3 protein-coding genes are annotated in these 8224 nt (G+C 62.9%); 1 reads left to right on the top strand and 2 read right to left on the bottom strand.

Translation table 11 applies throughout. The features are described 5' to 3' along the window. Nucleotides 1–88: 88 nt before the first annotated feature. Together J2X57_RS02345 and J2X57_RS02340 are read right to left on the bottom strand one after the other, a co-directional pair. Nucleotides 89–3028 (bottom strand): hypothetical protein, encoded by a 2940-nt coding sequence (locus J2X57_RS02345; protein ID WP_309863344.1) that lies wholly within the window; start codon nt 3026–3028, stop codon nt 89–91. Nucleotides 3029–3062: 34 nt separating this feature from the next. After that, entirely contained in the window at nt 3063–5153 is a 2091-nt protein-coding gene (locus J2X57_RS02340; RefSeq protein ID WP_309863341.1) for a hypothetical protein, read from the bottom strand. A gap of 409 nt (nt 5154–5562) precedes the next feature. Here J2X57_RS02340 and J2X57_RS02335 point away from each other — a divergent pair, with 409 nt between their 5' ends. Beyond that, nucleotides 5563–8100, top strand: coding sequence for an autotransporter outer membrane beta-barrel domain-containing protein (locus tag J2X57_RS02335; RefSeq protein ID WP_309863339.1), 2538 nt, complete (start codon nt 5563–5565; stop codon nt 8098–8100). Nucleotides 8101–8224 lie beyond the last annotated feature (124 nt).

The raw sequence follows: 8224 nt of genomic DNA, 5'->3' as shown, positions 1-8224 counted from the left end.
CAACCAGCGTGCTAGCCGGGTGAGGCATTTGGCCGATAAGCCAATGAAGACAACCCGCCGTATGGGCGGGTTGTCCTGGTCTTGTCGATCACCTTTTGAACTTGAAGAAGTCCACGTGGATCGAGTCCTTGCAGACAATTTCTATCCACTTGACCTTCTTCCCGGCAACGACGTCATTTCTCACTTCGGCGTACTGGCCGTTGCCGCTTCCCGCGTTGAGCGTCTTTTTTCCGCCGATCATGTTGCCCGATGCATCCTGAAACGAGATGTACACCGGATCGTCCATCGAACTGACCGCGAAGCGCACTTCCGTCCATTCCTCGAACAAGTTGAAGAGGACGGTTTTTAAGATAAGCTCGTTGTTTGTCGGGTGTCCGATCCAGAGGATGTCGCCCTTGTAGTAGTCGTCGAGGCCAGCGCCAGAGTAGGGCTTGACGCCGATGAACTGCTCTTTCTCGACATGGTGGTTCCTGTCGAACATGACGTGGAACACTTTGTCGAACTTGAGTTGGTCTTTCGTCTCGGACGATACGCTTCGCGTTTGCTCGCCGTCGAAATCGAACGTCGCATCCCACTGATCGCCTCCTGGCGTGACGAACACGCTGAGCGGCGCAGACACAGGCAAAGTGGTACCGCCGCGCGTGACGGTGTACGTGCTCACCACGGTCCTGCCGCGCTCCGCCGCGATCATGGCGGCGGTGATCTTAAACGGATCCAGGGCCGGCGAGGCCGTCTTTGTCGGCAAGGCATGGGTACCGAATGACGCGGCTACGCTGTCACCGCTCAGCAAGGGCGCGGTGGGCGGGACCTCCAGGTCTGCGGACGTTCTGTTGCCGTCGAGCCGCGACGCGATGGCCTGCGGAATGACCGGCGCCGGGAAGGCCGGTGGCGCGACCGTGGCACGAACCGTATAGGCCAGCGAGGTGAATTTTCGTGCCGTCGCCTGCGCGCCGCCATCGAAGGCGACTTCCAGTGTGAGGACGAGCGGTGTCTGGTCGGAGAGGGTGTTCAGCCACAGGCGCGGCAGCGGCTCCGAGAACGCGCTCCCGCCGGTGACCGGTTTGGCCGTGGCAATGACTTGCGAACCGTTTGCCGTCGACGCCGTAAGCCAGTACAGCTGCCCGGTGGCCATCAATGGCCATTTAGGTATGTCGATCAGCGCGTCGCCGACGAACTGGTTGAGATCGAGGACGCTCGTACCTAGCGCCTGCCGGATGACAGGCTTGTTGACGCGCGGGTCGTTCGGCTGGAAGTCGATCACGTTGAAGTTTGCGATCGGCGAGGACTTCGCTGCGCCGCCGGCCTTGGGCGTGACGCTGTATTGCACAGTGATCGCATGGGCCAGGTTCTTCGCCACGACCGCCGGCCCGATGTCGATCTTCATGCCTGACGGGTTGCCGGTTTGCGCGGCGGTGGTCTCCTGCCCACCTGGACCCGCCACAGTCACGATCACATCGTCGCTCGCGCGGATATCGGAGGACGCCGGAATGGAGGCGGTGATTCCGTTGGGCGCCGCGGGCGGATCGATCTGATTAGCGACCGCTTCGACGATGCCGGGAAGGGGAAGGTTCGGCACCGCAGGGGGCAGGATGCCGAATGGATAGGGAAGCGACGTCGCGGAGTAGTTGGGCCCGGTTACCGTATAGGTCGCCGTGGCGGGCGAGCCGGCGTTCGGCGCGATGAACGCCGTTCCCGTCAGCGTGAATTCAGGGGGTTTCGACGGATCGCTCATGGCTTTGGAATCTGTGAACGGCACAGGCGCGGCGATATTGGCGGTGACCCGGTCGCCCCTTGTCTGCGGCGGAATGACCAAGTGGGCGACGCCAAGTTCGGCGGGAATCGTGTAGTTGATCGCCTCATCCACCTTAGGAGCGGGTAGCTCGCTGCCGATGACACGCAGATCCCTGCGTTTCGACTGAACCGGCGTGTCCCCGGGATTGGTCCGCTTGTACGCGACACTGGCCTTGCCGCCGCCGGCCGTGCCGCCTAGCGCTGCGACTTCGGCATTCGGGATGATGAATTCAGGTACCTGGTAGTCGTAGGTGAGCAACTGGGGCGGCGGCGAATAAGGGCGGGGCGTGGTCCCGTCTTCCGCCACGCCCGTCCATGTCACGGTGATGCTCGCGCCCTTCAGGCCGCCGTTGTTGACAGGCTGGACGGTAACGTCACCGGTACCCAGCTTGCCCAGGTCGATAACCGTCTGATCGATGTCGGCTTCCTCCACGCGAGGCGCGGGCAGCGCACCCGGATCGGGCAGGGGCACCTGCACCTGCTTATGCGGCGCCCACTTCGAACTGTTGGTCACGCGGTCTAGGATGCGGTACGTGACGGTCGCCGGACCCTCGCCGACCTGCCTGATCTCGTCCTCGGGTATATCTATTTCGACCGACGGCGCCGTCGCGTCCGCTGACGACACCGTGATCTCATGCCAGAAGCCATGCCACGAAGCCGTGACCCTGTCGCCTGCTTCGATGTTGAGGTACCTGGCCACGACGACGCGCACGTTGCTCAGGTCCGCCCCGAGCGGCCAGGGGAGGACTTCCGGCGGTTTCAGTCCCTCATTGATGGTTTCGGTGCTCGGGTCGGGGTCGAGGCCGCCCGGGACGCTCAGTTTGACTTCGACCGAAAGGGAAGGCGAGTAAACCACCGTGCCCGATGCGCCCACATTTTCGTGCACTACATCGTAGATGCCTGCGCCGATGGCATGGATGGCCGAAGCACGAACGGTGACCGGAATGGCCTTGCCGTTGTCCTCGGCGTTAACGAGTCGGCTCCCGACGACCGGTCCCGTCGTGCCGCCCCAGCGGATACGGGCGATGTCTCCATCGGCGAAGCCATCCCACGGGCCGACGATCACGCCAATGCTTCCCGCGGCGTTAGGGCCCACCAGGTCGTACCCGAGACCGCCGTTGGCGTCGACCTCGTGAATGAGCGGGGGCGGGAGCGCCGCATCTGGCACGATTGTGTCTGTGGCGGCGCCACCGTCGGCGAGCGGCGGTGAGTCCGGGCGTTCGTGTTCGGTTTGCATGGAACCTCCTTGATCCACCGTCGCTCGTAACGCATCAGTTTCCCGTGCGTACATCCATCAGCACGTTGTCCTGAACGGCCTCTACCGTGCCGGCCTGGTTTTCGATCGTATAGTCGAAATAACCGTGACCGAAATTGACGGGCAGAAGAACGCCCGGGGCCAGCAGGATGTCGACGAAAGCACGCTTCTCCGTGATTGGTTTTGCCGGTGGCTTGGGAAGCGAACTGTCGTCCCTTTCGACGAGATCGTTCTTTGTGATGATGTGCGATCCGCTGTCGCTTGTCGGCTGTCCCGGCGGTTCGAAGTCCGGCGTTCCCACGAATTTCCACGTGATGGTATCGCCTTCGCCGACATTGGTCTGGTCCAGGCGAATGCGCACGAGTGTCCCGTTTCGGGCGTCGTCGATGTTGATGCCATAGGCCCGCCTGCCCGCTGCATTCACGAAGGTGGCGGCATAGAGCGTGCCTCCTCCGGGCAGTTCGCCGGCGGTCTTGATGGTGATGGCCCGCGACGGGGAGAACGCCGGGATATCCTCGCCGCTCTCCAGTTTGCGGGTCGCACCGTAATAAAACTGGTGCGCGCCGGAATGGCTCTGGAGGTCGGCACTCTGAACCGTGATCTCGAGATCGGCAGCCTTGGTGACGTCGTCGCCGGTAACCTTGTATGCGGCACCCACGGCGCCGCCTTCTTTGGCGTCGATGTAGAGCTGAATGACATCGTCTTCCTTGAACGCTGCAACCGGCGTAGCGGAAAGGTCGAACCAGGGCACGATGCCGGTAGCGTCCTTCTCGGCATCGTCCGCCGGAAGATCGTTGTCCGCGCCGCTCTCACCCCGGAGGGTAGGCCGTTGCAGATTCTCGTTCGGATTGGCAGGCAGACCTGGATCCGGGTTCGGCAGCGGGTCAGGATTGGGGTCGGGATTGCCGGGCAATGAAAGATCGAAGTCAACCGGTTTGATCTCGGACGGACTCGACAGACCGCTTCGCATGACCTGATAACGGACATCGGCCGTGAAAATCGGTGCGGGCGGGCTGCCGTCGTTGGTGGACGGAAACAGCAGCGTGTAAGGGAAACCCAGCTCGAGTAGCGGATCGTTGTCGATGTCTGAAGCCTTCAGCGGGCTGGTGACGACGCTTTGGTCGCCGACACTGACGATGAAGTAATCGCCTTCCTTAGGCGTTGGCGTGTACCTGGGAATCTGAATCACCATGGCGGGTCGAGCGTCAAGATCGGTGATCAGCTTGTCTTCTTCGGGGTCGAAGCGGGGGATCAGCGGTGCCGGAATGGTCTCAGGAGCGTCCCTGATCAGCATGTTGACCGGGGTTCCCGGAGCCGGCCCGTGTTGATTGCCGACGTCGTCCGTCGCGGCATAGTAAAAATCGACAATACCGGCCCCATCGACCTTCTCGAGTACCGTGCGGTCGTAGGTGACCTTCGTGCCACCGCTTTTACTCGTGGTGACGACGGTTCCGGCGTCAATCTGAATGCCGTCACTACGAAGCTTCATGAAGAGGTTGATGGTGTCGCCTTTCTCCTGGAATTCGTAGCTGGGGATCGTACCTTCGAGCACACCACCGAGCTGACCGAGCAACTTGGCGAGGGTCAGGCCGTTATTGTCGATGTCCTCGTCGAAATCGATCGCCGGCGGCAGATCGCCGCCCGGTGGCTGCTTGTCGAAGATGGGCGAAACGAACTTGTAGTAGTACTTGATGCCGAGCAGGGTTTCGATCTGCATGCGAAGGGGAACCGTTTGCACGGTTCCCTCAGCGATGGCAGCCATAAAAGCCACCGGCACATGCAACTCGATCGTCGGGGGGTACGGTGGACTCGAAGGAAGTTCGAACGAATCAAGCTCCGTCTCGCCGTACATCAGACTGTAAAGGTCGTTTGGCTTCGAGTTGGTCCAGGTCTCGCAGGTGACCAGAAGAGGAGACAGCATCTTTGTGCGCGGAATCTTATCGTTCGGTAACGCGTCGGGCACCAGAGTGGGCAGGCCGATGTTTTCGTCCTGGGGCGAAGCGGCGGCGATACCAGCCACGGCATTATTGCCGATGGAAGGCTGTGCGATGGTGTCGAGCATAAGCTGGGCGCGACGCGGAGCGTTTGCGGTGGGCTTTCCTTGCATGTTGTATCACTCCTGTGATTCGAATAATGGCGCGGCTTCGATGCTACTCGCCCGTATAGTGCTGCTTCGATAGTCCGGACGTCGTAGGCGCGGTGTGCCGGAAATCGGCATTTTCGAGCTTAAATTGGGAGGACCGACGCGCTTCACGTCACATGGACGTGTACAGCGATAAGGATGCGACTCTTGCCGGATCACGCGCCGGAACCGCGCCCGGTCATCGCAACGAGATCGGAAAGGCTGGGAGGGCCGCACCACACCGCATCCACTTTTAGGACCACGCCCAATAGCGAGGTCGGCCGCGAGTGGCTGTAATGCCCTCTCTCGTGGCGTCGACCTGTGTCCGCCGCGTCCGTCGCCAGGACCTCATGTCCGGCGACTCCTTGTCTTGGTTCCGAAGCAGGAAAACGCCATGCATTGCACTTTGTCCCGAGTTGCGCGCCGCGCGACGCTTTCGGCCGCTATCGTCGCGGCACTTTCGACGTCTTCCTATGCGATCGCGCGCGATGTCGGCGCGGGCCAGACCGTCGTGCTCGATAACGAGAACGCCTCGCCGGAGGTCTTCAATGTGCGGGCGTCCGGTACGTTGCGTGTGCTGAATGGGTCGACCGCCGGCGCCGTGCATACGACGTTCGGTACGCTCGTCATCGACCGCTCGACGATCACGTCCGCGTCGGGCGTCGGCGTGGATGGATACAACGGATCGAACCTGACGATCACCGATTCCACGATTTCCCCGGGAACGACGGGTCGCTTCCAGCGAGGCCTCCTGCTGTCGGAAAGCAACCTGCCCGAAGGCAAGGGCATGGCGGCACACGTGTCCGTCGCACGCAGCGTCATCAACGGAAATGACTACGCCGCCAGTATCGCGGGTAACGGTGTCATTGACGCTTCGGCCACCCGGTTCATCGGTCAGGGTGCCGGTTCGGCCGGTATCGCGATGTACAACGGCAGCCTGACGCTGACCGACGGCAGTCTGGTGCAGGGGCAAGGTCAGGGCTTGCAGGTGACGACAACGCGCGCTGTCTACGCGCCCTCCGTCGGCAGCACCCTCATCGTGGACGGCTCCACGGTACGTGGCCTGGGCGGCAGCGCCATCCAGGTGTTCAGTCAGGATGACACGCCAGTCGATCCGACGATCATTCTGCGTAACGGTGCATCGCTCGAAGGTGCCAACGGCGTCGCGCTGGGCATGAACGACGGGACGCACGCGACCATCCAGCTGGACGATAGTCGAATCGCCGGTGACTTCCAGCTGGCGGGCAGTGCCTCCGCGGACGTTTCGCTGACCAATGCGGCGACGCTTACCGGTAGCGTGACGGGCGACGCGACGATGACGCTGGCAGCGGGCACCGCATGGGCCTCGACGGGAAACTCGACGATCGCTTCGCTCGCCCTGAACGGCGGCAGCGCATCCTTTACGCCGGTCAGCGGCGCGGCCTATCGAAGCACGACCGTGCGTGGCGACTTCTCGGGGAGCGGCGGCGCCATCGGGCTCAACGTCCTCCTGAATGAGGGCGGGGCTTCGTCCCATCAGCAGACGGACCGGCTGTTGATCCTGGGTAACGTGACCACGACGGGCGTGACCGATATCGTTGTGACGCCGGGCGGCGCCGGTGCCGCTACCGACACCAACGGCAACGGGGTGATCGAGGCTGACGAGGGCACTTCACTGGTGCAGGTGGGCGGCGCTTCGCGGGCCGATGCGTTCAGGCTTCGCGGGGGCTATGTCGCCGTCGGTCCATTCCAGTACACCCTGCACGCGTTCGGCCCAGGGCAGGCCGATCCGGCGCAGAACCAGCTGGGTGGTGCACCATTGAACTGGGACTACCGTCTCGCCAACCAGGTGGTGTGCGAAGGAGGCTGTACACCGGTGGATCCGGGTGGTCCGGGCCCCGGTGATGGTGGCGACCCGGGCAATCCCGAGGATCCCGGTGTTCCGGGTGACGGCGGCGACCCCGGTATCCCCGAAACCCCGCGTGAGCGATTCGCCGTGGCTCCGCAGCTGCCTTCCTATCTCTCCGCCCCAGCCGCGCTGCTCACCTATGGCGACATGATGAACGACGGTCTGCACCAGCGGCTAGGTGACATCCGCCAGGGCGCATCGGACAACCGGGTCGGGGGCGAGGTATTCGCGCGCTACCTCGGTGGCCAGCTGCGCTACAGCTCCAACCTGTCGTTTCAGCGTTACGGCTACGACTTCGATCAGCAGATCAACGCGCTGCAGCTCGGCGGCAGCCTGATCGCGCTGGATGGCGACAACGGTTCGCTGCGTGCGGGCTGGGCCGCCGACAAGGGGACCACGCGCGTTACCCCCAACGCGGTCGATGGCAACAGCAGCGCGAAATACCATGCCAATGGTGTATCCGGCTGGATCACCTGGCAGCACGGCAACGGCTTCTGGGTAGACGGCGTCATCGGCGCCACGCGGTACCGCGGCGATGTAGGTACGGATCTGCGCGGCTCCGATGTCGGCAATCTCCGCGCGCATGGCTGGACCACGTCGATCGAGGCGGGTCTGCCGATCGCGATCGGTGGCGACTGGACGGTGGAGCCGCGGTTCCAGCTGAAGCACCAACAGCTGAACTTCCGGGACTTCAGCGACACCGATGGACTCGAGGTGCAGCTAGGCACGGCGAAGCAGACCAGCGCCACGCTTGGCGGTCGTGTTACCCGGACGGCGCAGCCGCGATTCATGCCCTATGCCAGCCTGGACCTGACACATACGAGCAATGGCGATCCGGGCGTGGACGTCTCCAGCGAAGCCTTCCATACCGGCGACCGCTTCGGCTCGGGTCGTGTGGGTAATGCGTATCGTGTGGCCGCGGGTGCGGTCAGCCAGCTCGGTGAACATGTGCAAGTGTATGGCGAAGGCACCTACCAGCACTTCGTCGGCAGCTACGGCATGCGCGGCTGGGCCGGCAACGTCGGTGTCCGCGTGTCGTTCTGACGCGCGGCCACAAAAGACCACGGCATGTCGCGTTGACGACATGCCGTGGAAGTATTGCGGTTCCCCAGTTCGATACCGCTAAACCGCTGACGAGTCTTGCGACATTCCTCGCATTCCTCGTGAC

The organism is Luteibacter sp. 1214 (assembly GCF_031455395.1).
Taxonomy (GTDB): domain Bacteria; phylum Pseudomonadota; class Gammaproteobacteria; order Xanthomonadales; family Rhodanobacteraceae; genus Luteibacter; species Luteibacter mycovicinus.
Note: the sequence above shows the minus strand (reverse complement) of the source record. Positions and strands in the feature narration are given on the sequence as shown.